The organism is Paracoccus sigandri (genome assembly GCF_003709565.1).
In the GTDB taxonomy this organism is placed as follows: Bacteria; Pseudomonadota; Alphaproteobacteria; order Rhodobacterales; family Rhodobacteraceae; genus Paracoccus; species Paracoccus siganidrum.
On sequence record NZ_QNRC01000008.1, the window covers coordinates 41,778 to 66,597 of the forward strand.

24 protein-coding genes are annotated in these 24,820 nt (G+C 69.7%); 14 read left to right on the forward strand and 10 right to left on the reverse strand.

Annotation, left to right across the window (positions count from 1 at the left end; all coding sequences use genetic code 11):
- Nucleotides 1-33 precede the first annotated feature (33 nt).
- On the forward strand, nt 34-1,062 hold the full coding sequence (locus C9E82_RS09275; protein WP_119898646.1) for a hypothetical protein: 1,029 nt from the start codon (nt 34-36) through the stop codon (nt 1,060-1,062).
- Nucleotides 1,063-1,416: 354 nt separating this feature from the next.
- Here the strand turns inward: C9E82_RS09275 and C9E82_RS09280 are convergent, their stop codons facing one another.
- On the reverse strand, nt 1,417-1,863 hold the full coding sequence (locus tag C9E82_RS09280) for an iron-sulfur cluster assembly scaffold protein (protein ID WP_119898645.1): 447 nt from the start codon (nt 1,861-1,863) through the stop codon (nt 1,417-1,419).
- Nucleotides 1,864-1,925: 62 nt separating this feature from the next.
- Here C9E82_RS09280 and hisI point away from each other — a divergent pair, with 62 nt between their 5' ends.
- Complete coding sequence (gene hisI / locus C9E82_RS09285; RefSeq protein ID WP_119898644.1) at nt 1,926-2,285, forward strand: phosphoribosyl-AMP cyclohydrolase; 360 nt, start codon at nt 1,926-1,928, stop codon at nt 2,283-2,285.
- Between the two features lie 64 nt (nt 2,286-2,349).
- On the opposite strand, the gene gluQRS is transcribed toward hisI, so the two are convergent.
- From gluQRS to C9E82_RS09300, 3 genes are all read right to left on the reverse strand, one after another.
- Nucleotides 2,350-3,201 (reverse strand): tRNA glutamyl-Q(34) synthetase GluQRS, encoded by an 852-nt coding sequence (gene gluQRS / locus C9E82_RS09290; protein WP_119898643.1) that lies wholly within the window; start codon nt 3,199-3,201, stop codon nt 2,350-2,352.
- Entirely contained in the window at nt 3,183-4,520 is a 1,338-nt protein-coding gene (gene trmFO, locus C9E82_RS09295; RefSeq protein WP_119898642.1) for a methylenetetrahydrofolate--tRNA-(uracil(54)-C(5))-methyltransferase (FADH(2)-oxidizing) TrmFO, read from the reverse strand. Before trmFO ends, gluQRS begins: the two co-directional genes overlap by 19 nt.
- 87 nt (nt 4,521-4,607) lie before the next feature.
- Nucleotides 4,608-6,200: a peptide ABC transporter substrate-binding protein gene (locus C9E82_RS09300; RefSeq protein WP_119898641.1), complete on the reverse strand. Its 1,593-nt coding sequence runs from the start codon at nt 6,198-6,200 to the stop codon at nt 4,608-4,610.
- 116 nt (nt 6,201-6,316) lie between these two features.
- Here C9E82_RS09300 and cobU point away from each other — a divergent pair, with 116 nt between their 5' ends.
- From cobU to C9E82_RS09325, 5 genes are all read left to right on the forward strand, one after another.
- Nucleotides 6,317-6,847 carry a bifunctional adenosylcobinamide kinase/adenosylcobinamide-phosphate guanylyltransferase gene (cobU, locus tag C9E82_RS09305; RefSeq protein WP_119898640.1) on the forward strand — a complete coding sequence of 177 codons (531 nt, stop codon included), beginning with the start codon at nt 6,317-6,319 and terminating at the stop codon, nt 6,845-6,847.
- Complete coding sequence (gene cobT, locus C9E82_RS09310; protein ID WP_119898639.1) at nt 6,834-7,799, forward strand: nicotinate-nucleotide--dimethylbenzimidazole phosphoribosyltransferase; 966 nt, start codon at nt 6,834-6,836, stop codon at nt 7,797-7,799. The genes cobU and cobT overlap by 14 nt, the downstream gene beginning before the upstream one ends.
- Nucleotides 7,792-8,505, forward strand: coding sequence for an adenosylcobinamide-GDP ribazoletransferase (locus C9E82_RS09315; RefSeq protein ID WP_240643576.1), 714 nt, complete (start codon nt 7,792-7,794; stop codon nt 8,503-8,505). The genes cobT and C9E82_RS09315 overlap by 8 nt, the downstream gene beginning before the upstream one ends.
- A gap of 96 nt (nt 8,506-8,601) precedes the next feature.
- Nucleotides 8,602-9,249, forward strand: a complete 648-nt coding sequence (locus C9E82_RS09320; protein ID WP_119898637.1) for a TRAP transporter small permease subunit — start codon at nt 8,602-8,604, stop codon at nt 9,247-9,249.
- Nucleotides 9,246-11,045 carry a TRAP transporter large permease gene (locus tag C9E82_RS09325; RefSeq protein ID WP_119898636.1) on the forward strand — a complete coding sequence of 600 codons (1,800 nt, stop codon included), beginning with the start codon at nt 9,246-9,248 and terminating at the stop codon, nt 11,043-11,045. The genes C9E82_RS09320 and C9E82_RS09325 overlap by 4 nt, the downstream gene beginning before the upstream one ends.
- Before the next feature lie 149 nt (nt 11,046-11,194).
- On the opposite strand, the gene C9E82_RS09330 is transcribed toward C9E82_RS09325, so the two are convergent.
- From C9E82_RS09330 to C9E82_RS09345, 4 genes are all read right to left on the reverse strand, one after another.
- Nucleotides 11,195-12,334: a TRAP transporter substrate-binding protein gene (locus C9E82_RS09330; protein ID WP_119898635.1), complete on the reverse strand. Its 1,140-nt coding sequence runs from the start codon at nt 12,332-12,334 to the stop codon at nt 11,195-11,197.
- Between the two features lie 237 nt (nt 12,335-12,571).
- Nucleotides 12,572-13,846 carry a phosphopyruvate hydratase gene (eno, locus tag C9E82_RS09335; protein WP_122449249.1) on the reverse strand — a complete coding sequence of 425 codons (1,275 nt, stop codon included), beginning with the start codon at nt 13,844-13,846 and terminating at the stop codon, nt 12,572-12,574.
- A 68-nt stretch (nt 13,847-13,914) separates the two neighbouring features.
- Nucleotides 13,915-14,619 carry an endonuclease/exonuclease/phosphatase family protein gene (locus C9E82_RS09340; RefSeq protein ID WP_244936009.1) on the reverse strand — a complete coding sequence of 235 codons (705 nt, stop codon included), beginning with the start codon at nt 14,617-14,619 and terminating at the stop codon, nt 13,915-13,917.
- Nucleotides 14,620-14,695: 76 nt separating this feature from the next.
- Nucleotides 14,696-16,099: a protein adenylyltransferase SelO gene (locus C9E82_RS09345; protein ID WP_119899329.1), complete on the reverse strand. Its 1,404-nt coding sequence runs from the start codon at nt 16,097-16,099 to the stop codon at nt 14,696-14,698.
- A gap of 122 nt (nt 16,100-16,221) precedes the next feature.
- On the opposite strand from C9E82_RS09345, the gene obgE reads away from it, so the two are divergent.
- Together obgE and proB are read left to right on the forward strand one after the other, a co-directional pair.
- Entirely contained in the window at nt 16,222-17,256 is a 1,035-nt protein-coding gene (gene obgE / locus C9E82_RS09350) for a GTPase ObgE (RefSeq protein WP_119899332.1), read from the forward strand.
- Complete coding sequence (gene proB, locus C9E82_RS09355; RefSeq protein WP_119899334.1) at nt 17,244-18,371, forward strand: glutamate 5-kinase; 1,128 nt, start codon at nt 17,244-17,246, stop codon at nt 18,369-18,371. Before obgE ends, proB begins: the two co-directional genes overlap by 13 nt.
- 135 nt (nt 18,372-18,506) lie before the next feature.
- Here proB and C9E82_RS09360 read toward each other — a convergent pair whose 3' ends face one another.
- The gene (locus C9E82_RS09360) at nt 18,507-18,863 is read right to left on the reverse strand and encodes an SUF system Fe-S cluster assembly protein (protein WP_119899336.1); all 357 of its coding nucleotides are present in this window, start codon (nt 18,861-18,863) and stop codon (nt 18,507-18,509) included.
- A 120-nt stretch (nt 18,864-18,983) separates the two neighbouring features.
- Here C9E82_RS09360 and tgt point away from each other — a divergent pair, with 120 nt between their 5' ends.
- A complete protein-coding gene (gene tgt, locus C9E82_RS09365; RefSeq protein WP_119899338.1) occupies nt 18,984-20,114 on the forward strand; it encodes a tRNA guanosine(34) transglycosylase Tgt in 1,131 nt (376 codons plus the stop codon).
- Nucleotides 20,115-20,246: 132 nt separating this feature from the next.
- On the forward strand, nt 20,247-21,428 hold the full coding sequence (rnd, locus tag C9E82_RS09370; protein ID WP_420849840.1) for a ribonuclease D: 1,182 nt from the start codon (nt 20,247-20,249) through the stop codon (nt 21,426-21,428).
- 12 nt (nt 21,429-21,440) lie between these two features.
- Here the strand turns inward: rnd and C9E82_RS09375 are convergent, their stop codons facing one another.
- Nucleotides 21,441-22,232 (reverse strand): PAS domain-containing protein, encoded by a 792-nt coding sequence (locus C9E82_RS09375; protein ID WP_244936010.1) that lies wholly within the window; start codon nt 22,230-22,232, stop codon nt 21,441-21,443.
- Nucleotides 22,233-22,437: 205 nt separating this feature from the next.
- Here C9E82_RS09375 and gmk point away from each other — a divergent pair, with 205 nt between their 5' ends.
- The 3 genes from gmk to C9E82_RS09390 are packed head-to-tail and all read left to right on the forward strand — an operon-like array spanning nt 22,438 to nt 24,721.
- Nucleotides 22,438-23,097, forward strand: a complete 660-nt coding sequence (gene gmk / locus C9E82_RS09380) for a guanylate kinase (protein ID WP_119899340.1) — start codon at nt 22,438-22,440, stop codon at nt 23,095-23,097.
- The gene (locus C9E82_RS09385) at nt 23,094-23,615 is read left to right on the forward strand and encodes a gamma carbonic anhydrase family protein (protein ID WP_119899343.1); all 522 of its coding nucleotides are present in this window, start codon (nt 23,094-23,096) and stop codon (nt 23,613-23,615) included. Before gmk ends, C9E82_RS09385 begins: the two co-directional genes overlap by 4 nt.
- Nucleotides 23,612-24,721, forward strand: a complete 1,110-nt coding sequence (locus C9E82_RS09390; protein WP_119899345.1) for a sensor histidine kinase — start codon at nt 23,612-23,614, stop codon at nt 24,719-24,721. The genes C9E82_RS09385 and C9E82_RS09390 overlap by 4 nt, the downstream gene beginning before the upstream one ends.
- Nucleotides 24,722-24,820 lie beyond the last annotated feature (99 nt).

A 24,820-nucleotide genomic window follows, 5' to 3' on the forward strand; every position in this document is an offset into this window, starting at 1 on the left:
GGGTGCCGGATGGTCGGGATTGCAGGATCGCGGATGTCGCGCAGGGCGGTCCTGCTGGGCGGTCTGGCGGCGCTTCCCCTGACGGCCGGGACATTGCGCGCGCAGGCCCCGGCCTTTCCGCGCCCCGCCTCGACCGGGCTCTCGCGCAGCATCCACAGCGGCCACAGCCTGACCGATGCCTATGTGCATTCCGGCGAATGGCCCGGCGCGTTGCGCAGCATCCGCAACACCCTGATGCGGCCCGAGGACTGGGGCGAGACCCATGTGGTCAAGTCCACCATTCCGGGCGCGCCGCTGCATTGGCGCTGGAACCATCACCGCGACCTGTCGGGCGGCGACGATGCGCGCAGCGACATCGGCCGCTTCGATACGCTGATGATCACCGAGGGCGGCCCGCCGCCGCGCGCCCATCACGCCCCCGACGCGGAATGGATGGCCGAGACGCTGGACTATCTGTGCCGCTTCACCGCCAATGCGATCGAGAACGGCAATGGCGGGCAGGGCGCGCTGGACGTCATCCTGTGGTCGATCTGGCCCTCGCTGCATGGCTGGCCCGACAGTCCCTCCTGGGGGCCGGTCGGCGATTTCCGCGCCTGCCTGCCGGAATACGGGCGCAGCTTCAAGTTCATGGCGGATTATGCGTCCTGGAAGATGCGCCAGCTCTATCCCGCGCTGCCGGGGGACTGGCGGGTCTGGCTGTTTCCCGGCCATCTGTGGATGGCGCGGGTCCATGACGACCTGCGGAAGGGCGCGGTGCCGGGGATCCGCGACATGGCAGGGCTTTTCACGGACGACATCCACCCCAACGGCATCGCCGGCTATGGCCTGGCCGCGCTGGTCGCGACCGGGCTCTACCAGGTCGATCTGGCCGCGCGGCCGCGGCTGCATGTCGAGAAGGGCGTCAGCCGCGAGCAGGCCGCCTATTTCTGGCAGCTGGCATGGCAGATCTGCCGCAGCTACGAGCCGGTCGGCATGGGCGGGACCGAGGGCGCCGAGCGCGTCTTCGATCCTGCCCGCGACGGCGATCCCCTGCCGGGCTGGACGCTGGCGGCGGCGGGATAGACGAGGGGGCTGCTGGCTGGCCCGGACGCGCATCGCAGGAATCCGTTAAATGTTCTTAAAAAGTTCTTTACCGAATCGCCGCGATGTGAGAACAAACCAGCAACAAACAGGAGAACCGCCATGTCCCGCGACCTTTTCTTCGATCTCATGGGTGTTGCCGCCATCTCGGTGACGACGCTTGTCACGCTCTGGCTGCCTGCGATCCTGCAGGCCTGACCCCTGCCTTGTTCCGGTTTCTGCCCCGCGTTGCGAATGCGGCGCCACCGCCTGTGCGCCCGCTTGTCCCCTGCACGCGCAACTTGACCGGCCCCTTCCAGGGCCGGTTTTTTCTTGGCGGGCTTTCGGGGCGCAAGGTCAGGCGGCGGCGGCCAGGGCCTCGTCCATCGCGGCCAGCGTGGCCTCCCATGCCAGCAGGATCGAGGCATGGCGGTTGGGATAGCCGCGGGCGGGCAGCAGGGTCTCCAGATCCTGGAACGGCGCCAGGGGCGGCGGGCCGTCCTGCTTCAGCATGGCCAGAAGCTGGTCGCGGGCGGCGGCGATCTCGTCCCGCGTGCGGCCGATGACCGCCGCGCCCAGCACCGCGGCCGAGGCCTGGCCCAGGGCGCAGGCCCGCACCTCTTGCGCGAATTCGGCGATCCGGCCGCCGTCCAGCGCGACATCCACCGTGACCGACGAGCCGCATTGCGGCGACCGGCGCATGGCGCTGCCCTGGGGTGAGGCAAGCCGTCCCTGGTGCGGAATGGCCGTGGTCAGCGCCAGGATCCGGCGCGAGTAGAGCTGCATCAGATCGGTATCGGCCATCGGTCCTTTCCCGCGCCTGCGATCCATCCTAGATAGGGGCGGCTTTGGCGAAAGGAAACCCGATGTTCGATCCCGCAAGCCTTAAATATGACGCCAACGGCCTGATCCCCGCCATCGCGCAGGACGTGGCCAGCGGCGAGGTGCTGATGATGGCCTGGATGAATGCCGAGGCCGTCGCGCGGAGCCTGGAGAGCGGGCGGGTGACCTATTGGTCGCGGTCGCGGGCCGCGTTCTGGGTCAAGGGCGAAAGCTCGGGCCATGTGCAGGAGCTGGTGGAACTGCGGGTCGATTGCGACCGCGACTGCCTGCTGGTGCTGGTGCGCCAGACCGGGCCGGCCTGCCACACCAACCGGCGAAGCTGTTTCTATACCGCGATCCGTGAGGGGGCCGAGGTCGTCATCGCGGAGCCGATGGCGGGTTGAGGGGGCGCTGCCCCCGTCGCCGTGCCGGCGACTCCCCCGGGATATTTGAGGACCAAAGCAGGGATCAGAGGCCGACCATGCGGCGGATGTCCTGCGGGCCGGCGCCGGCCTCGCGGTAGTGGCGGATGGCGCGGGCGTCGTCGCGCTTGGCCAGCCGCCTTCCGGCATCGTCGCGGATCAGCCGGTGATGGTGCCAGAGCGGCGTCGGCAGGTTCAGCAATTTCTGAAGAAGGACGTGTATCCATGTGGAATCGAACAGGTCCTTGCCGCGCGTCACCACGCTGATTTCCTGCGCCGCGTCATCGACGACCACCGCCAGATGGTAGGAGGTGCCCATGCCGCGCCGCGACAGGATCACGTCGCCGATGCCTTCCAGGAACTGGTCGCGGGTCAGGACATGGTCCTGGCCGGGCAGGATCGCCTCGTCGCGAAAGCCGATCCGGTCCAGCCCCAGCGCCGCGAAGGCGCGGGCCACGTCCAGCCGGATCACGTCCTCGGGGCCGGCATCGGCCAGCGCGCGGCCGCGGCAAGTGCCGGGATAGACCAGCCCGTCGGGGCCGGCGGGCAGCGCGCCTTCCTGCGGGGCCGACAGCGCCGCGCGAATGTCGCCGCGGCGGCAGCGGCAGGGATAGCAGAGCGGCGCGAGCTGGTCGAGCGCGGCGCGATAGGCCGCCATCCGATCAGACTGACGCAGGACGGGCTGCTGCCAGTCGAGGGCCAGCCAGGCCAGGTCCTGAAGGATCGCGGCCTCGTATTCCGGCTTGCAGCGGTCGCGGTCGATATCCTCGATGCGCAGCAGGAACTGGCCGGGGCTGGCCTCGCGCGCGGCGACCAGCGCGGCATAGGCGTGGCCCAGGTGCAACAGCCCGGTGGGCGAGGGCGCGAAGCGCGTGCGTCTTATCGGGCCGCCAGCCATGCGGTGAAATCGTCCTTGGCGCGCTGCGTATAGGCCGGATAGCGGTCCTTGCGGCCGCGACGGCCGCCGCGCGCATCGTCCAGCGGCGGAAACAGGCCGAAATTCACGTTCATCGGCTGGAAGGTCTTCGCCTCGGCCCCGCCGGTGATGTGGTTGACCAGCGCGCCCATCGCCGTGGTGAAGGGCGGGGGCGCCAGGTCCGTGCCGCGGGCCTCGGCCGCCGCCATCCGCCCGGCCAGAAGGCCCATCGCGGCGCTTTCGACATAGCCCTCGACCCCCGTGACCTGGCCGGCAAAGCGCAGGTTCGGGCGTGTCCGCAGCCGCATCCGGTCGTCCAGCAGCGTCGGCGAATTCAGGAAGCTGTTGCGATGGATCCCGCCCAGCCGCGCGAAGCCGGCATTTTCCAGCCCCGGTATCATGCGGAAGACCTGCGCCTGCGCGCCGTATTTCATCTTGGTCTGGAAGCCGACGATATTATACAGCGTCCCCAGGGCGTTGTCCCGGCGCAGCTGGACCACCGCATGGGGCTTTTCCTGCGGCTTGTGGGCATTGGTCAGGCCCACGGGCTTCATTGGGCCGTGGCGCAGGGTCTCGCGGCCGCGTTCGGCCATGACCTCGATGGGCAGGCAGCCGTCGAAATAGCCGGCGGTCTCGCCCTCGCGGAACTCGGTCTTCTCGGCGGCCAGAAGCGCGTCGATGAAGGCCTCGTATTGCGCGCGCGTCATCGGGCAGTTGATATAGGCGCGGCGCTCGGCATCAGATTCGCCCTTGTCGTAGCGGCTCTGTTCCCAGGCCACCGACATGTCGATGGTCTCGGCATGGACGATGGGCGCGATGGCGTCGAAGAAGGCCAGCGCCTCGGTCCCCGTCACCCGGCGGATCGCGCCGGCCAGCGCGTCCGAGGTCAGCGGCCCGGTCGCCACGATCCAGTTGCCATCCGCCGGCAGGTCGGTGATCTCGCCCGGCCGGATCTGGATCAGCGGCTCGGCCCGTAGCGTCTCGGTCACGGCCTGGGAAAAGGCCTCGCGATCCACGGCCAGCGCGCCGCCGGCGGGCAGGCGGTGGCGGTCGGCCATGGCCATGATCAGCCCGCCCGCCGCCCGCATCTCCCAATGCAGCTGGCCCACCGCGTTCATCACGTCGTCATCCGAGCGGAAGCTGTTCGAGCAGACCATCTCGGCGCAGTCGCCGGTCTTGTGGGCGAAGGTTCCGACGAGGGGGCGCATCTCGTGCAGGATCACGGGCACGCCCGCGCGGGCGACCTGCCAGGCGGCCTCGGACCCTGCCAGACCGGCGCCGATGATGTTCACGGGCTCCATGCGCACCTCGCCTGCATTCCTGCCGAAGAAGCCCGTCCGTTACCAGTCCGGGCGCGGCTTGGAAAGGCCCCGCGCCGGATCGGCCGGTCAGTCCGCCAGGCGATAGAGGTCCTTGGCATACCAGTTTCCGGTCGCGCTTTCGGTGGGCAGGCCGCGGATCGCGGGGCGGATCATCTCGGCGCGGGCATAGTGATAGAGGAAGGCGGCGGGCGCCTCCTCGGCCAGGATTGCTTCGGCGCGGGCGTAGAGCGGGGCGGGATCGGCGGCGGTCCGCGCCTCGGCCAGCAGCCGGTCGTATTCGGCATTCGACCACTTGCCGATATTCGGGCCATCGCTGCGGAACCAGTCGAGGAAGGCCGCGGGCGCGTTGTAATCGGCGCACCAGGCATAGCGGGCGATGTCGAAATCCTGGCTTTCCATCCGCTCGGCATGGGTCCTCCAGTCGAGATTGTTCAGCGCCAGGTCCACGCCCAGCTCCTTCCAGGCCTGCCGCACGGCGACGGCCAGCAGCTTGTGGTTCTCGTCGGTATTGTATTGCAGCACCAGCCCCAGCGGATTGTCGGGGCCACGGCCCGCCTGGGCCAGCAGCTGGCGGGCGCGGGCGGTCCGTTCGGCCTGGCCGGGCCCGGTTTCGGGCGGCGCGAAGCCCTCGATGGCCCAATGGGTCCAGCTGGCGGCGGGCCGCTGGCCGCCCTGCAGCACGTCATTGACCAGCCGGTCGCGGTCCAGCGCCAGCGACAGGGCGCGGCGCAGGCGGACATCCTTCAGCGCCTCGGGTCCCTTGTCCGAGAGGTTGTAGACATAGGCATAGGTGCAGGCGACCGGCAGCGCGACCGCGTGATCGGGGAACTGCTGCCGCAGATGCGGAAATTGCCCGGCGGGGATCGGCACGCGGTCCAGCTCGCCCTCGCGATAGCGGGCCAGGGCGGCGGTGATGTCGTTCACGGTGACGGCGCGGACGCTGTCCATCACCACGCCGCCCGCGTCCCAGTATTCGGGGTTCCTGGCCAGCGTGATCTCTGCCCCCGGATCGTGGTCCTGCAGCGTGAAGGCGCCGTTGCCGACCAGCTTGCCGGGCTGGGTCCAGTCCTCGCCCTCGGCCTCGATCACGGTGCGCGGCACCGGGAAGGTGGCCGGATGGGACAGCATCTTCGGGAAATGCGGCGTGGGCGCGGCCAGGCTTACCCGCAGGGTGCGGTCGTCCGGCGCCGACACGCCCAGCTCCTCGGGGGGGATGTCGCCCGCCGCGATCCGGGCCGCGTTCGCCACGTTCATCAGCTGGAAGACCCGCGCATGTTCCGATTGCGTCGCGGGCGCCACCACCCGGCGCCAGGCATGGACGAAATCGCCTGCCGTCACCGGATCGCCATTCGACCAGCGGGCCTCGCGCAGATGGAAGGTCCAGCTCAGCCCGTCTTCGCTGGCCTGATGGCTTTCGGCGACGCCCGGCACCATGGCGCCGGTTGCGTCCTCGTTCATCAGCCCCTCGAACAGCTGGCGCAGCAGGTCGGCGGTCTCGGTGCCGGCATGCCTGGCCGGGTCCAGCGTGCCGACCGCATCCGGCAGCCAGAAGGCGAAGCTCTGGCTTTCCGCCAGCAGCTCGCCCTCGGCGGGCTGGACGGCCAGGGCGGGCAGGGCAAGCGAGGCGACCAGCGCGGTCGTGGCGAACAGCTTGGTCATGTCGGTTCCTCCTGTCGGCAGGGCGGGCGATGGCGTGGGAATGGCGCATTCCGGGCGCGCCGTAAAGCGATGAAGCCGCTTCCCAAGGCGGCGCTCTTGTGGAACAGATGCGGGCCATGAACGGGGGCGGACATATCTCTGTGGTGACGGGCGGCGCCCGTTCGGGCAAGTCGGCGCTGGCCGAGCGGCTGGCGCTGCGCCATGGCCGGCCGCGCATCTATATCGCCACGGCCGAGGCCTTCGACGAGGAAATGTCGGCGCGGATCCGGCTGCATCGCGAGCGGCGCGGCAAGGGCTGGACGACCCTCGAGGCGCCGCGCGACCTGGCGGGGGCGCTGCGGGCGACGGACGGGCAGGGGGTGCGGCTGGTCGATTGCCTGACGCTGTGGCTGTCCAACTGCCTCGGTTCGGCGGATGTGCCGGAACTGGTCGCGGCGCTGCGCGGGCAGCGCGATCCGGTGGTGCTGGTGACGAACGAGCTGGGGCTGGGGATCGTGCCCGACAACGCCCTGGCGCGGCGGTTCCGCGACGAACATGGCTGGATGAACCAGGCGGTGGCCGAGGCCGCGCACGAGGTCTGGTTCGCGGTCTGCGGCCAGCCCCTGCGCGTGAAGCCGCCGCAGGAGGGATCGGATGCGGGAATTTGACCATGCGGCGGCCGAGGCGGCGCGGGCGCGGCAGGACCAGCTGACCAAGCCGCCCGGATCGCTGGGGCGGCTGGAGGAGCTGGCCCTGTTCATGGCCGGCTGGCAGGGACGCGCCCGCCCGCGGCTGGAGCGCGCGCAGGCGCTGGTCTTCGCGGGCAATCACGGCATCGTCGCGCAGGGGGTGAACCCGTTCCCGGCCGAGGTGACGGCGCAGATGGTGCGGAACTTCCGCGCCGGCGGGGCGGCGATCAACCAGCTGTGCCGCGTGGCCGGGGCTGAGCTGTCGGTCCTGCCGCTGGAGCTGGAGCGCCCGACCCGCGATTTCACCCTTGGCGCCGCGATGGAGGCGGCCGAGGTCCAGGCGGCCATGCAGGCGGGCGCCACGGCGGTCGATCCGGGCGCCGATGTGCTGCTGCTGGGCGAGATGGGGATCGGCAATTCGACCGTGGCGGCGGTCCAGGCAGCATCGGGCTTCGGCGGCCAGCCGGCGGACTGGGTGGGCCCCGGCACCGGCGCCGAGGGTGCGATCCTGCGAAACAAGCTGCGCGCGGTCGCCGAAGGGCTGGCGCGCCACCGGCCGGACAGCGCGGCGGCCACGCTGGCCGCCTTCGGCGGGCGCGAGCAGGCGGCGATCTGCGGCGCGGTGATGCGGGCGCGCCAGCTGGGCCTGCCGGTGATCCTGGACGGCTTCATCTGCACGGCGGCGGCCTCGGTGCTGCTGCGCGACGACGCGGGCGCGCTGGCCCATTGCCTGATCGGCCATGAAAGCGCCGAGCCCGGCCACCGCCGCCTGATCGCCGCGCTGGGGATGCGGCCGGTCCTGTCGCTGGACATGCGGCTGGGCGAGGGCTCGGGCGCGGCGGTGGCGCTGATGGTGCTGCGCGGCGCGCTGGCCTGCCATGACGGCATGGCGACCTTCGCCGAGGCCGGTATCGGGGCGGGCGTTGACTAGGTGGCACCAGCTGCTGCTGGCGCTGGTCTTCCTGACCCGCCTGCCGCTTGGACGCGCCCTGCCGCCGCGCGTCCTGCCGCTGTCGGACAGTCTCTGGGCCTTTCCGCTGGTCGGGGCGCTGATCGGCGCGGTGGCGGCGCTGCCGCTGATGCTGCCCGGCCCGCCGATGCTGCTGGCGGTGCTGTCGGTGGCGCTGGCGGTCTGGTTCACCGGCGCGCTGCACGAGGACGCGCTGGCCGATTTCGCCGATGCGGCGGGCGGGCGCGACCGGGCCGAGAAGCTGCGCATCATGCGCGATTCCCATATCGGCAGCTATGGGATGATGGCGCTGCTGCTGTCCACAGGGGTCCGCATCGCCGCGATCGGCGTGCTGGGGCCGTGGCAGCTGATCGCCGCGGCGGCGGGCGGGCGCGCGGCCATCGTCGCGGCGGCGGCGCTGCTGCCCCCCGCCCGCCCCGACGGGCTGGGCCGCACAGCCGGCCGTGCCGGGGCGGGCGCCCTTGCCGTGGCGCTGGCGCTCGGGGTCCTGGCGCTGCTGCCCTCGGGCGGCGGCGCGGCCTGGGCCGCGCTGGCCGGCGCGCTGGCCGCCGGGCTGGTCATGCGCCAGGCGATGCGCTGGATCGGCGGGCAGAGCGGCGACGTGCTGGGCGCCTGCGGGCTGGCCTGCGAAACCGCGATGCTGGCCGCTTTTGCCCTTTCCACATGACGAAACGGAAAATCTTGACCGCTATCGGGCCTTCCCGCATACCGCTGCGCAGGGAACCGGTGGAAAGCCGGCAGGAATGACACGGGAGGAACTCCTATGGGCGGGCTATTGGCCCTATCGAGCGGCATCGACCGCATCAACTCGTTCATCGGGCGCAGCGTGGCCTGGCTGATCCTGGTGGCGGTCTTCGTCAGCGCGATCAATGCCATCGTGCGCAAGATCTTCAGCATCTCCTCGAATGCCTGGCTGGAGCTGCAATGGTATCTCTACGGCGCGGCCTTCATGCTGGCGGCGGCCTACACGCTGCTGGAAAACGAGCATGTCCGCATCGACATCATCTATGGCAGCAAGTCGCGCCGGACGCAGCACTGGATCGACCTTCTGGGCACGGTCCTGTTCCTGCTGCCCTTCACCGGGCTGATGATCTGGCTGATCTATCCCTCGCTGATGAGTTCCTGGCGCACGGGCGAGATCTCCAGCAATGCCGGCGGGCTGATCGTCTGGCCGGCCAAGGCGGCGCTGCTGGCGGGCTTCATCCTGCTGTTCGTCCAGGGCCTGTCCGAGCTGATCAAGAAGATCGCCGTCATGCGCGGGCTGATCCCCGACGAACATGCCCATGAATCGCTGGAGGAAATCGCGCAGCGCGAGGCGGAATTGCTGGCCGCGCAGCTGGATGTCGAGGATCCGGGCAAGATCATCGAGAACGACCGGAAAACCGACCCCAATCGCGAGGCGAAGCAGTGATCGACCTTATTGCGCACAACCTGGCGCCCATCATGTTCGTCTCGATGGCCGTCTTTCTTCTGTTCGGCTATCCGATCTCTTTCGCCCTGGCCGCGAACGGCCTTCTGTTCTTCTTCATCGGCGTCTTCCTGACCCCGCACAGCACCGAGGTGAACCTGGGCTGGAACCTGCTGCAGGCGCTGGGGGACAGGGTCTTCGGCATCATGCGCAACGACACGCTGCTGGCCATTCCCTTCTTCACCTTCATGGGCATCGTCCTGGAACGATCGCGCATGGCCGAGGACCTGCTGGAAACCGTGGGCCAGCTGTTCGGCCCGATGCGCGGCGGTCTGGCGCTGGCGGTGGTGCTGGTCGGCGCGCTGCTGGCGGCGACGATCGGCGTGGTCGCGGCCTCGGTCATCTCGATGGGGCTGATCTCGCTGCCGATCATGCTGCGCTACGGCTATGACCGGCGGCTGGCCACCGGCGTGATCGCGGCAGCGGGGACGCTGACGCAGATCCTGCCGCCCTCGCTGGTGCTGATCGTGCTGGCCGACCAGCTGGGCCGCTCGGTCGGCGACATGTATCGCGCGGCGCTGCTGCCCGGCCTGGCGCTGACCGGCCTTTACCTGGTCTATGTGCTGGTGCTGTCGGTCCTGCGGCCGAAATCCATGCCGGCCCTGCCGCCCGAGGTGCGCACGCTGGGATCCGGCGTCGTGTCGCTGCTGGTCGCCTTCGCCATCGCCATCGGGGTCTTCTTCGTCGCCCGCTGGTATCTGGCCGAGGATCTGGGCGCCAATGCCGGCATCTGGTCGGCGGGGATCGCGGTGCTGGTGCTGCTGATGATGGCGCTGGCCGACGGCTGGCTGGGGCTGAACCTGCTGTCCAACCTGGCGCGGCAGGTCATCATCGTGATGATCCCGCCGCTGGCGCTGATCTTCGTGGTGCTGGGCACGATCTTTTTGGGCATCGCCACGCCCACCGAGGGCGGCGCGATGGGCGCGATGGGCGCGCTGATCCTGGCCGGGATCAAGCGGCGGCTGACCTTCAACGTGGTCAACCAGGCGCTGCTGGCGACGGTGCGGCTGTCCTCCTTCGTGATGTTCATCCTGATCGGGGCGACGGTCTTCTCGCTGACCTATTACTCGATCAACGGCCATATCTGGGTGAAGGACCTGCTGACGGCGCTGCCGGGGGGCGAATACGGCTTCCTGCTGGCGGTGGCGACGATCATCTTCTTTCTGGCCTTCTTCCTCGATTTCTTCGAGCTGTCCTTCGTCATCGTGCCGCTGCTGATCCCGGCGGCGAATGCGCTGGGGATCGACCTGGTCTGGTTCGGGATCATCCTGGCGGTGGTCATGCAGACCTCGTTCCTGACCCCGCCGGTCGGCTTCGCGCTGTTCTACCTGCGATCCGTGGCGCCGCGGAAATCCTATATCGACAAGATCACCGGCGGCCGGATCGGCGCGGTCTCGACCGCCGACATCTATCGCGGCACGGTGCCCTTCGTGGCGCTGCAGATCGTCATGGTCGGCGTGGTCATCGCCTTCCCGCAAATCGTGATGCATTACAAGGGCCCGGTGGCGGATACCTCGAATATCCGCATCCAGATCCCGTCCAGCGGCAATGGCGGTCTGGGCGGGCTTGGCGGCTTCGGTGGCCTGGGCGGTCCCGCGGCGCCGGGCGGCACGACGACGACGCCCGCGCCGGGCGGCACCCCCGCCGCGCCCCAGACCGAGGAGCCGCAGGGCAACAACGGCCTGGGCGGCGGGCTTGGCCTTGGCGGCCCGCCGCCGGGGCTGGGCGGCAGCAACTGAGCCCCGAACACAGCGAAAGGCGCCAGGGATCCCCGGCGCCTTTTTCCATGCCGGCCGGGCGGGGGGAATCGAAAAGGCCGCCATGCGGCGACGGCGGCCTTCGGGGTTCGGGATGCGCCGGCGGCCGGGACCGTCGGCGCGAGGGGCGATCAGCCTTCGCTTTGCGCCAGCACGCCGTTGCGCTGCTGGATCATCATGAAGGTGTCGAAGGTATATTCCGCCGTCTGCTGATACAGGTACCAGTCGTCGCGGAAGGCCAGCATCGCCTCGTATTGCGTCTTGAACGACTCGTTCTGGGCCGACAGCTCGGCATAGACCTCGTTCGAGGCCTGGTAGGCGGCGGTCAGGATCTCCTCGTTGAAGGAACGCAGCTGCGCCCCCTCGCCGACCAGTTCCTTCAGCGCGGTCGGGTTCTTCATGTCGTATTTCGCCAGCATGTTGGAATCGACCGCCTGGCAGCAGGTCTTCAGCAGCGACTTGTAGACATCGGGAAGCTCGTCCCACTTGCCCTTGTTGAAGAAGAAGCTGACCGTCGGGCCGCCTTCCCAGAAGCCGGGATAATAGTAATAGGGCGCGACCTTGTGGAAGCCCAGCTTGGCGTCGTCATAGGGGCCGACCCATTCCGCCGCGTCGATCGTGCCGCGTTCCAGCGAGGGATAGATGTCGCCGCCGGCCAGCTGCTGGGGCACCGCGCCCATCTTCTCCAGCACCCGCCCGGCCAGGCCGGCGATGCGGATCTTCAGGCCCTGGATGTCGGACAGGCTGTTGATTTCCTTGCGATACCAGCCGCCCATCTGGGTGCCGGTATTGCCGCCGGGGAAGCTGATCAGGTTGTATTTTTCCAGGAATTCGTTGTAATTCTCGATCCCGCCGCCCTGGTAGTTGTAGGCGTTCTTCGACCGGGCCGAGAAGGTGAAGGGCAGGTCGGCCCCGCAGGCGAAGGCCGGGTCCTTGCCCCAGTTGTAATAGCCCACAGAATGCGCGCATTCGACGGTGCCGTCGGTCGCCGCGTTGATCGCGTCGAGGCCGGGCACGATCTCGCCCGCCGAGAAGACCTGGATCCTGAAGCGGCCGTCGGTGGCCTCCTGCAGGCGCTGCGACAGTTCCGTGGCGCCGCCATAGATCGTGTCGAGCGAGATCGGGAAGGATGAGGCGAGGCGCCAGTTGATATTGGGCATGTCCTGCGCGATGGCGGGCGCGGCCAATGCCGTCCCGGCAGCCGCGGCGGCACCGCCGACGGTCGCGCGCGCCATGAACGACCGGCGGTCGAACTTCTTGCTGTCTGTCATCTATTTCCTCCGCTGAAGCATTCCGACCCATCGGGCCCAGGGGACATCTGCCCTGATTGACGCTGGACAGTTTAGCGGCGGCACCGCGTCTGTCGAGGCCAGTTTCGCATCGGCAGGCGGAAAATTCCGCTGGCCGGACAAGGGGCTACGCTGCGTCGCAGAATGACCGCCGGGCAGCAGAACGCCCGCGGGCCGGAAACCCGCGGGCGTCGCGATCGGGGTGATCGGCAGCGCCTCTCAGCGCAGGATGCTGCGTCCCGCATATTCGGCGGTTGCGCCCAGCATTTCCTCGATGCGGATCAGCTGGTTGTATTTCGCCAGCCGGTCGGACCGCGCCAGCGAGCCGGTCTTGATCTGGCCGCAATTGGTGGCCACCGCCAGGTCGGCGATGGTGGCGTCCTCGGTCTCGCCCGAGCGGTGCGACATCACCGATGTGAAGCCCGCACGGTCGGCCATGCGCACCGCGTCCAGCGTCTCGGACAGCGTGCCGATCTGGTTGACCTTGACCAGCAGCGAATTGCCGCAGCCCTTGGCGATCCCCTCGGCCAGCCGCGCCGGGTTGGTCACGAACAGGTCGTCGCCGACCAGCTGCACCGATCCGCCCAGGCGCTCGGTCAACAGCTTCCAGCCCTCCCAGTCGTCCTCGGAACAGCCGTCCTCGATCGACAGGATCGGATAGTCGGCGCAAAGCGCGGCCAGGTAGTCGACATTCTCGGCCGGGCTCAGCGACTTGCCCTCGCCGGCCATCTCGTATTTGCCGCCCTTGAAATATTCGGTCGAGGCGCAGTCCAGCGCCAGCATGATGTCGTCGCCGGGCTTGTAGCCGGCCTTCTCGACCGCCTTTAGGATGAAGTCCAGCGCGTCGCGGGTGCTGGACAGGTTCGGCGCAAAGCCGCCCTCGTCGCCGATGCCGGTCGACAGGCCCGCCGCGGACAGTTCCTTCTTCAGCGTGTGGAACACCTCGGAGCCCATCCGCACGGCCTCGCGGATATTGCCGGCGCTGACCGGCATGATCATGAATTCCTGGATGTCGATCGGGTTGTCGGCATGTTCGCCGCCATTGATGATGTTCATCATCGGCACCGGCAGGATCCGCGCCGAGGTGCCGCCGACATAGCGGAAAAGCGGCTGCTGGCAGGCATCCGCGGCGGCCTTGGCCACGGCCAGCGACACGCCCAGGATCGCATTGGCGCCCAGCCGGGCCTTGTTGGGGGTGCCGTCCAGCTCGATCATCAGCGCGTCGATGGCGCGCTGCTCGGTCGCGTCCTCGCCGATCAGGTTCTCGGCCAGCTCGCCATTGACGGCGGCCACCGCCTCCAGCACGCCCTTGCCCAGGTAGCGCGCCTTGTCGCCGTCGCGCTTCTCGACCGCCTCATGGGCGCCCGTGGACGCGCCCGAGGGCACCGCCGCCCGGCCCATCGTGCCGTCTTCCAGCGTCACGTCGACCTCGACGGTCGGGTTGCCGCGGCTGTCCAGGATCTCGCGGGCGAATATGTCGATGATGGCTGTCATGGGCCTCTCCTTCGAACTTCAGTCGCGGCCTGCATAGCCGGGCGGGGGCTGATCGGGAAGCCGCAATTTCAGGGCAGACGGATCTCTGCCCAGATCGGCAGGTGGTCGGACGCATCCCGCGCCCCGGCCCCCTTGAAGACCCCGGAGTCCAGCAGCTCCAGGTTGCGGCTCATGGCGATCCGGTCCAGGCGCAGCCGGGGCAGGGGCGCCGGATAGGACGGGCCCGGCGCGATCACCTGGAAACCGGCCAGCGATTCCAGCCCGCGATCGTCGCGCCATTCGTTGAAATCGCCCATCAGCACGATATGGTCCTCGGCGATGCGCGAGGCCTGGGCGGTGATCCGCGCCAGTTGCTGGCGGCGCGAGGCGCGCGCCAGCCCCAGATGCAGCCCGATCACCGTCAGCCCCGGCAGGCGCAGCGCCACCGCGCCGCGCGGCTCCAGCCCCGGCAGCGGCAGCCGGCGCAGCACCGCCTGCTCGGCCAGGTCGGGCCGCATCAGGATGGTCTGCCCGTGCCAGCCAAGCGAGTTCTCGCCCGTCCGCCGGGCCAGGTCGGCCGGCACCAGCCCGGTCTCCTCGCGGATCAGCCCGCGCGGCAAGGCCTCGGGCCGCGCGCCGAAGCGGAAATCGACCTCCTGCAGGGCGATGATGTCGGGCTTCAGGTCCCGGATGACCGCCAGATTGCGCTCGGGGGCATGCGGGCCGGTCAGTCCACGGCATTTGTGCAGATTATAGCTGGCCAGTCTCAGCAAGTCGCGTCGTTCCCCTCGCACTCCTGCGAAAATACCTTGGGGGGCGCCCTCTGCAAGAGGGCGGGGGGCAAAGCCCCCCTCTTCGGGGCGGTTTTTCTCAGGTCCCGCAGAAAGTCCGCCGCACGATCTGCTCCTCGCGCGGCGCCAGCGCCAGATCTGCCCAATCTTCGTGCAGCTCGCGCGGATGGGTCACGGCCGCGAACAGCCGCTGGAAGGGCGCCATGTCGCCCGCCACGCCGGCGGCGATCGCCTCCTCGATCCGGTGGTTGCGGGGGATTCGCCGCGGATTGGCATGGGCCATCAGCGCCGGATCGGGATCGCGCGTCCGCCAGGTCTTCTCCCATGCCGCGAAGGGGGCGGGGTCGTCGAATTCCGCCGCGGCGCTGCCATCGGCCAGCCCGGCGAAGACGCGGGTGAAATCCGCCCGCTGCCGGGCCATGATGGTCAAGAGCTCCTCGATCATCTGCTGCATCTCGGCACCCGCTCCGGCCAGCCCCAACTTCTCGCCGAAGCGGCGCAGCCACGCCGCCTGGTAGAGCGGCGCGAAGCCGTGGACCGCGCGCGTCGCGGCCTCGATCGCCGCCTCGCGCTCGCCCATCAGCGGGATCAGGCAGGTGGCCAGCTGCGCCAGGTTCCAGACCGCGATCTGCGGCTGCTGCGCCCAGGCATAGCGCCCGGCATGGTCGATCGAGGAAAACACCGTATCGGGATGATAGCCGTCCATGAAGGCGCAGGGGCCATAGTCGATGGTCTCGCCCGACACGGCCATGTTGTCGGTATTCATCACCCCGTGGATGAAGCCGAGCGCCATCCAATGCGCGATGGTCTCGGCCTGGCGGGCGACGACGCCGTCCAGGAAAGACAGCGGGCCGTTCGCCTGCGGGTAATGCCGTGCGATCACGTGATCGGTCAGCGCCGCCAGCGCGTCCTGCTGGCCGCGCACGGCGAAATACTGGAAGGTGCCGACGCGGATATGGCTGGCCGCCACGCGGGTCAGCACCGCGCCGGGCAGGCCATCCTCGCGCCAGACCGTCTCGCCCGTCGCCACCGCGGCCAGCGCGCGGGTCGTGGGCACCCCCATCGCCGCCATGAATTCGCTGACCAGGTATTCCCGCAGCACCGGCCCCAGCCAGGCCCGCCCGTCGCCCCGGCGCGAGAACGGCGTCGGCCCGCTGCCCTTCAGCTGGATGTCGAAGCGCGCGCCGTCCGGCGCCACGACCTCGCCCAGCAGCACCGCGCGCCCGTCGCCCAGCTGCGGCACGAACCCGCCGAACTGGTGCCCGGCATAGGCCTGCGCGATCGGCTCGGCCCCCTCGGGCAGGCCGTTCCCGGCCAGCATCGCCAGCCCCTCGGGCCCGCGCAGCCATTCCGCGTCCAGCCCCAGCCGCGCCGCCAGCGGCTCGTTCAGTGCCAGCAGGCGCGGCTCGGCCACCGGTGTGGGCTTCACCCGCGCGAAGAAGCCCTCGGGCAGGCGCGCATAGCTGTTGTCGAAATGGATCATCGCGGTCTCCTTTCCTCCTAGATAGGCAGGGCGGCCCGGATTGCCATCCCCGTCCGGCCCCCGCCCGGCTCTTGCGCGCCGCCCCGCATCCGCGTATCGCGTGGCGCAAAGGAGCCCATGCGATGAAATTTCTGGATCTGGCCAAAGTCTATATCCGCTCGGGCGGGGGCGGGGCCGGCTGCGTGTCCTTCCGGCGCGAGAAGTTCATCGAATATGGCGGCCCCGACGGCGGCGACGGCGGGCGCGGCGGCGATGTCTGGGCCGAGGCCGTGGAGGGGCTGAACACGCTGATCGACTTTCGCTATCAGCAGCATTTCTTCGCCAAGTCCGGCCAGCACGGCATGGGCAGCCAGATGACCGGCAAGTCGGGCGATGACATCGTGCTGAAGGTCCCGGTCGGCACCGAGATCTTGGAAGAGGACGAGGACACCGTCATCGCCGACATGACCGAGGTCGGCCAGCGCGTGCTGCTGGCCAGGGGCGGCAATGGCGGCTGGGGCAACCTGCATTTCAAGACCTCGACCAACCGCGCGCCCCGGAACGCCAATCCCGGCCAGCCGGGGGTCGAGCGCACGATCTGGCTGCGGCTGAAGCTGATCGCCGATGCGGGGCTGGTGGGCCTGCCCAATGCCGGGAAATCGACCTTCCTGGCCGCCGTGTCGAACGCCCGGCCCAAGATCGCCGACTATCCCTTCACCACGCTGCACCCGAACCTGGGCGTGGTCGGCGTGGACGGGCGCGAATTCGTCATGGCCGACATTCCTGGCCTGATCGAGGGCGCCAGCGAGGGCAGGGGCCTCGGCGACCAGTTCCTGGGCCATGTCGAGCGCAGCAACGTGCTGCTGCACCTGGTCGACGGCACCTCCGAGGATGTCGCGTCTGATGCCCGCACCATCCTGACCGAGCTTGCGGCCTATTCCCCGGTGCTGATGGAGAAGCCGCGCGTCACGGTACTGAACAAGATCGACGCGCTGGATGATGAGACCATCGCCGAACGCCGCGCCGCGCTGGAGGCCGAGATCGGCGGGCCGGTCATGACCATGTCGGGCGTGGCGAAGACCGGCGTGACCGAGGTGCTGCGCGCGCTCTGGTCGCGGATCGAACCCACGCGCAAGCCCGATGCGGAAGAACGGCCCGACCAGCCATGGCAGCCCTGACCCCTTCCCAGCAGGCCCCGTCGCTCAGGAATGCCCGCCGGCTGGTCATCAAGATCGGCTCGGCCCTGCTGGTCGGCCCGGACGGGCTGCGCGGCGGCTGGCTGCGGGCGCTCTGCGACGATGTTGCCGAATGGCGCCGTCGCGGCGCGGACGTGGCGCTGGTCTCCTCGGGCTCGATCGCGCTGGGGCGCCGGGTGCTGGGCCTGCCCGAGGGCACGCTGTCGCTGGAACAGGCGCAGGCGGCGGCGGCGGTCGGCCAGATCCGCCTTGCCCGCGCCTACGAGGAAGCCCTGGCGCCGCATGGCGTGACCACGGCGCAGGTGCTGATGACGCTGGAGGACAGCGCCGACCGCCGCCGCTATCTCAACAGCCGCGCGACGCTGCAGACGCTGCTGGGTCTCGGCGTGGTGCCGATCGTGAACGAGAACGACACCGTCGCCACGGACGAGATCCGCTTCGGTGACAATGACCGCCTCGCCGCCCAGATCGCGGTGACCTGCGGCGCCGACCAGCTGCTGCTCTTGTCGGACGTGGACGGGCTCTATACCGCCAATCCCAAGACCGACCCCGCCGCGCGCCACCTGCCGGTGATCGCGGCGCTGACGCCCGAGATCGAGGCGATGGGCGGCGATCCGGTCTCGGGGCTTTCGAAGGGCGGCATGAAGACCAAGCTGATGGCGGCGCGCACCGCCATCGCCGGCGGCTGCGCGATGGCCATCGCCGAGGGCTCGGTGATGCGCCCGCTTTCCGCCGTCGCCGAGGGCGCGCGGGCCAGCTGGTTTTTGCCCGAAAGCGACCCGCAGGCGGCACGCAAGCGCTGGATCGCGGCAATGAAGCCGAAGGGCACCCTGGTTATCGACGAAGGCGCCATGAAGGCGCTGCGCGGCGGGAAATCGCTCTTGCCGGCGGGGGTGCGCGGGGTCGGCGGCCATTTCGGCCGCGGCGATCCCGTCTCGATCACCGGCCCGGCGGGCGAAACCCTCGCCCTCGGCCTGACCCGCTACACCGCCGACGAGGCCCGGCGCATCGCCGGCCACCGCTCGGCCCGGATCGAGGAGATCCTCGGCTATCCCGGCCGCGCCGCGCTGGTCCACCGCGACGACATGGCACTCTGACCGGACCCGATCCGGCGCCCGTTCATCTTGGCCCAAATATCCTCGGGGGTCGCCGGCTGGTGCGCCACTGGTTCAAGAACCAGCCGGCGACGGGGCAGACAGCCCCCGGCTTTCACCACACGCGCGGCGGCAAGCCTACATGAAGCCCAGTTCCAGCCGCGCCTCGTCGGACATCATGTCCATGCCCCATTGCGGCTCGAAGGTCATCTCGACATCGACCTGCCTGACGCCCGGCAGCGGCTCGATCGCATCGGCGACCCAGCCCGGCATCTCGCCGGCGACCGGGCAGCCCGGCGCGGTCAGCGTCATGATCACCCGCACCTCGCTGTCGTCGCTGATCTCGATCGTGTAGATCAGTCCCAGATCGTAGATGTTCACCGGGATTTCGGGGTCGTAGACGGTCTTGCAGGCCTCGACCACCTGCTCGTACAGCGGGTGTTCGGTGCTCGACGGCCGGATCAGCGGCGCGCCTTCCATCAGGGGCTCGGTCATGGCGTCATCCTGTCAATTCGTCGGTTATATAGGGCACCCTCGCCCATGGGTCCAGAGCGCCGCGTTGCGCAAGCCCGCCAAAGCCGCTAAGCACGCGCGGCCCAACCCCCAGGACGCGCCATGACCGACCGCTTCGCCTTCACGCTTTCCGCCACCGACGGCGCCGCCCGCACCGGCACCATCCACACGCCGCGCGGCGAGATCCGCACCCCCGCCTTCATGCCGGTCGGCACCGCCGCCACGGTCAAGGCGATGCTGCCGGAATCGGTGCGCCAGACCGGGGCGGACATCCTGCTGGGCAATACCTATCACCTGATGCTGCGGCCCGGCGCCGAACGCATCGCCCGGCTGGGGGGCTTGCACCGCTTCATGAACTGGGACCGGCCGATCCTGACCGATTCCGGCGGCTTCCAGGTCATGAGCCTGGCGGGCCTGCGCAAGCTGACCGAGGAAGGCGTCACCTTCGCCAGCCATATCGACGGCTCGCGCCACCTGCTTTCGCCTGAAACCAGCATGGAGATCCAGCGCCTGCTGGGATCCGACATCGTGATGTGCTTCGACGAATGCCCGGCCCTGCCCGCAGACGAGGCAACCGTGGCGCAATCCATGCGCCTGTCGATGCGGTGGGCGCAGCGGTCGCGCGACGCCTTCGGCGACCGGCCGGGACATGCGCTGTTCGGCATCATGCAGGGCGGCGTCACCCGCGAATTGCGCGAGGAAAGCGCCCAGGCGCTGACCTCGATCGGCTTCGACGGCTATGCCATCGGCGGGCTGGCCGTGGGCGAGGGGCAGGAGGCGATGTTCGGCGTCCTCGACTATGCCCCCGGCTTCCTGCCGGCCGACAAGCCGCGCTATCTGATGGGCGTGGGCAAGCCCGACGACATCGTCGGCGCCGTCGTGCGCGGCGTGGACATGATGGATTGCGTGCTGCCCTCGCGATCGGGGCGGACCGGGCAAGCCTGGACCCGGCGCGGGCAGCTCAACATCAAGAACGCCCGCCATGCCGACGATCCGCGCCCGCTGGACGAGCATTGCACCTGCCCGGCCTGCCGGGGCTATTCGCGCGCCTATCTGCACCATGTGTTCCGCGCGCAGGAGATGATTTCCGGGATGCTGCTGACCTGGCACAACCTGCATTACTATCAGGAACTGATGGCCGGGTTGCGCGGCGCCATCGCCCAGGGCCGGCTGGACGATTTCGTCGCCGATTTCCACGCGCAGCGGGCCGGGGGCGACATCCCGCCACTGTAGGGGATGCGCGGTCGCATGTGCTTTTCCTGCTTTCCGTAAGGTTACGGCAGCAACACTGCCCTTCCCAAAGCGCGATCATGCTATTATGGCGGTCGGATTGGCGGATGACCCGCCGCAATCCGAAAGAGCTGCATGAGCGCCGATATCATCACCATCACGAAGACCGAAGACCTCGCCCTGTTCTGCGAGGCCGCGAAATCCGCCCCCTATGTCACCGTCGACACGGAATTCCTGCGCGAGCGGACCTATTGGTCGAAGCTGTGCCTGATCCAGCTGGCGCTGCCGCCCGCCTCGACCCCCACGCTGCCCGGAGGAGAGGCGGTGCTGGTCGATCCGCTGGCCGGCGGGCTGTCGCTGGAGCCGCTTTACGACCTGTTCCGCCACGAAGGCACGGTCAAGGTCTTTCACGCCGCGCGGCAGGACCTGGAGATCTTCTTCCACGATGCGGGCCTGTTCCCGCAGCCGCTGTTCGACACCCAGGTCGCGGCCATGGTCTGCGGCTTCGGCGAGCAGGTCGGCTACGAGACGCTGGTGCGCAAGATCGCGCGGGCCAATCTGGACAAGTCCTCGCGCTTCACCGACTGGTCGCGCCGGCCGCTGTCGGATGCGCAAAAATCCTATGCGCTGGCCGATGTGACGCATCTGCGCGCGATCTACGAATTCCTGTCGGCCGAGCTGAAGCGCAACGACCGCGAAAGCTGGCTGGCCGAGGAGATCGCGGTGCTGGAAAGCTCCGAGACCTATATCACCCGGCCCGAGGATGCCTGGCAGAAGGTCCGCACCCGCACCAATTCGCCGCGTTTCCTGGCCATCCTGCGCGAACTGGCGCGTTTCCGCGAGACCTATGCGCAGGATCGCGACATTCCGCGATCGCGCGTGTTCAAGGATGACGCGATGATCGAGCTGGCCTCGACCAAGCCCGCGACCGAGGCCGATCTGGGCCGCTCGCGCCTGCTGCTGCGCGAGGCCCGCAAGGGCGAGATCGCGGCGGGCATCCTGGCGGCGGTCAAGGCCGGGCTGGAGGCGAAGGACCTGCCGCAGCCGAAAAGCGAGGAACCGGGCCGGCCCGGCAATGCCGCGCTGTCGGACCTGTTGCGCGTGCTGCTGAAGGCCAAGGCCGATGCGGCGGGCGTGGCGCCCAAGCTGATCGCCTCGACCTCCGAGCTGGACGCCATCGCCACGGGCGAGCGCGACCTGCCGGCGCTGAAGGGCTGGCGGGCCGAGGTTTTCGGCAAGGACGCGCTGCGGCTGGCGGCGGGCGAGATCGCGCTGTCGGCGCGCGGCGGCGCGGTGCGGGTCGTCCCGGCCGCCTGAGCGGTCGCGATCTCAGGCCGCGCCGTTGTCGGTGATGACGCGGAAGGCCGCCCGCCGTTCGGCCGGGGTCTGGGGAATGTCGGCCGGCGTCGGCACCGGCGTGAAGGGCTTGCCCGGCGCGGCCTCGCGGCAGGGGTCGCGCTCGAACCGCGCGGGCCTTTCGCCAAAGCCCTGCCGCAGCCGCGGCACAGACAATGACGGCGAGGGCGTCATGACCGTGCCGCCCTCGAACAGCGGCAGGACCTCGTCCGCCTCGACATCGAAGCGGCGCGGCGCGGCGCCGGGCTCGCCCTCCGAGACCAGGCAGCCGAGCGCGCGCGTCACGTCGCCCAGATCCGAGCGCAGCGGCATGATCAGCATCCGGCCGGTCAGTTCGGGCCGCGCGTAATCGGCGCGCGCCAGCAGCCGGAATTCCGCCAGCTGCGGGGCGCGGAACACGGTTTCCAGCACATCCGAGAATCGTCCGCGCGAGGACGGGCTCAGCACCGCGCAGATCGGCATGCCGCGCACCTCCATCCCCATCAGGTCGATCAGGTGGCGCCCGGCCAGGCGAAAGCGCGCGGCCCCCGGCGCGATCCGTTCCAGGATGAAGGCATGGTCCAGCGCCCGGCCGATGCCATGCGGCTCGACATCGGCGCGGGCGGGGACGGCGTGGCCGCGCCGCAGGCTTTGCCAGTAGCAGCGCAGATCCTGGACGATCCGGGCCGGCTGGTTCCGCCCGTAATCCGCCATCCGCAGAAGCTGCGCTTCCTCGGCCCCGTGATGCAAGGCCTGACACCTGTCGTCGCCGCCGTCTTCGGACACGTTTCCGCAACCCCCCGCACATGTTCACGCGACCGGCCGGCCGATACACGCGGCCGCCTGTCCGTTCCGACCATAACCCCGACGACCGCCGATGCCGAGTCGTATGTTAATAGAGGGTTAAGGACGCAGGGGATCTTGCGGGGCTTGACCGGCTGGCGCGGCTGGTCCATCCCGCTGCGGGACGCAGGCCGCAGAGGATACGCCGATGGATCGCATACCGACAGAGCGCCGGGAAACGCGCACCGGGCTTCTGATCATCCTGTCCTCGCCCTCGGGTGCCGGAAAATCGACCCTGGCGCGGCGGCTGATGGAATGGGACCCGGTGCTGCGCTTCTCGGTCTCGGCCACGACGCGGGCGCCGCGTCCGGGCGAGGTGGACGGCCAGCATTACCATTTCACCACGCCCGAGGCCTTCCGCGCGCTGGTCGATCAGGGCCAGATGCTGGAACATGCCGAGGTGTTCGGAAACCTGTATGGCAGCCCGCGCGCCCCGGTCGAGGCGGCGATGAACGAGGGCCGCGACACGCTGTTCGACGTCGACTGGCAGGGCGGCCAGCAGATCCGCGGCTCGGCGCTTGGCGCCCATGCGGTGTCGATCTTCGTGCTGCCGCCCTCGCTGCCGGAACTGGAGCGGCGGCTGCGCGCGCGCGGCCAGGACAGCGAGCAGGTCATCGCCGGGCGGATGGAGAAGTCGCGCGCCGAGATCAGCCACTGGGCGGAATACGACTATGTGCTGGTCAACGACGACCTGGACGAGACCGAGGCGAAGCTGCGCGCCATCCTGACCGCGGAACGGTTGCGGCGGGAACGGCAGCCGGGGCTGGGGCCCTTCGTGCGCGGCCTGATGGAGGAGCAGGGCGCATGATCTGGGAACTGGACGGCATCGCGCCGCAGATCGCCGATGACGCCTGGGCCGCGCCGGATGCGCAGCTGATGGGGCGGGTGGTGCTGGAAGCCGGCGCCTCGGTCTGGTGGGGCGCGGTGCTGCGCGGCGACAACGAGGAGATCCGGGTGGGCCGCGGCAGCAACGTGCAGGACCTCTGCGTCCTCCATACCGATCCGGGCTGGCCGCTGACCATCGGCGCCGATTGCACCATCGGCCACCGCGCGATCCTGCATGGCTGCACCATCGGCGCGGGCGCGCTGGTCGGCATGGGGGCGACGATCCTGAACGGCGCCCATATCGGGGCGGGCGCGCTGATCGGGGCGGGCGCGCTGATCGCCGAGGGCAAGGAGATCCCGCCCGGCGCGCTGGTCATGGGCGCGCCCGGCAAGGTCGTGCGGATGCTGGACGAGGCGGCGCGGCAGGACCTGCTGGCCGCGGCCGCGCGCTATCGGGCGAATGCCGCGCGCTTCCGCGCCGGGCTGCGGCCGGTCGGATGACGCGCGAGGGGCTGCGCCGCATCGCGGGCCTGCTGGACGGCGTGCCGGTGCCGGTGCTGGTGGTGGATGCCGGCGCGCGGATGATCGCCGCCAATCCTGCCGCCGAGGCGCTGTTCGGCGACGACCTTCTGAACCGCCCCTTCGTCACCGTGGTGCGCCATCCCGCTGTCGTGGAGGCGGTGGAATGGGTGCTGGCCCCCGACCGCCATCCCGAGCCGGTGCCCGATCCCGGCCTGCCGATCCCGGCCGAGGGCGCCGTGCGCCTGCGCGCGGTGATCGGCGCCGACGGCCGCGACGTGGCGGCGGAAATCACCGTCTCGCCCCTGCCGGCGATGCTGGACGGCGGCGCGATGATCGTGCTGCAGGACCGCACCGCCGACGAGCAGGCCGAGCAGATGCGCCGCGATTTCGTCGCCAATGTCAGCCACGAACTGCGCACGCCGCTGACCGCGATGACCGGCTTCATCGAGACCCTGCGCGGCCCGGCCCGCGACGACGCCGCCGCCCGCGACCGCTTCCTGGACATCATGGAGCGCGAGGCCGGGCGCATGAACCGGCTGATCCAGGACCTGCTGTCGCTGAGCCGGGTGCAGTCCGAGGAACGCCGCCGCCCCTCGACGCTCTTGGATCTGCCGCTGCTGTTGCGCGGGGTCGTCGCCACCATGGCCCCGCAGGCCGAGGCGGCGGGCCTGCGGATCGAGACCGAGGGGCTGGAGGAGCGCCAGCGCCTGCCGGGCGATCCCGACCAGCTGGTGCAGGTCTTCCAGAACCTGATCGAGAACGCGATCAAATATGGCGCCTCGGGCGGGCTGGTCCGGGTGGGGATGCGCCGCATCGACCACGAACCCCTGCTGCGCGGTCCCGGCTGGGCGGTCCATGTCGAGGATCGCGGCGAGGGCATCGACGAGATGCACCTGCCGCGCCTGACCGAACGCTTCTACCGCGTCGACACGCATCGCTCGCGCGCCCAGGGCGGCACCGGGCTGGGGCTGGCCATCGTCAAGCATATCGTGAACCGCCATCGCGGCCGGCTGAAGATCGAAAGCCGCAAGGGGCAGGGCAGCCGCTTCACCGTGATCCTGCCCGAAACCCTGTCGCGGGGCTGACCGGAGAGGGGCGGTTCGGCGGCGGATGGGGCGCGCAACCCCTCGCCCTTGGCCGCGCCTTGGCCTATAAGTCGTCAACCCAGCAGAACGGAGGCCCCC